Source organism: Paenibacillus glycanilyticus (genome assembly GCF_023715145.1).
GTDB classification, from domain to species: Bacteria; Bacillota; Bacilli; order Paenibacillales; family Paenibacillaceae; genus Pristimantibacillus; species Pristimantibacillus glycanilyticus_A.
Genome location: NZ_JAMBNP010000080.1, coordinates 1 through 259 on the forward strand (window position 1 = coordinate 1; position 259 = coordinate 259).

A 259-nucleotide genomic window follows, 5' to 3' on the forward strand; every position below is an offset into this window, starting at 1 on the left:
TCATGTTTATGTGGCTGGCTGCTAGGCAGCGTCCAGATTTCCGTACCATTAACCGTTTCCGCTCAGAGCGTATGAAAGACGTTCTAGAGACGGTATTTACAGCTGTTCTTCAATTTCTCAAGGAAGAAAACTACATCAAGCTGGAGCATTACTTCTTAGATGGAACGAAGATTGAAGCGAATGCCAATCGTTACACGTTTGTCTGGGGCAAAGCTGTTGTCAAACAGAAAATGAAGCTACAAGAAAAGGTGAAGACCTT

1 protein-coding gene is annotated in these 259 nt (G+C 43.2%); it reads left to right on the top strand.

The features are described 5' to 3' along the window. Nucleotides 1–259: transposase (locus M3194_RS31060; RefSeq protein ID WP_397334403.1), on the top strand; the 259-nt coding region annotated here is incomplete at both ends.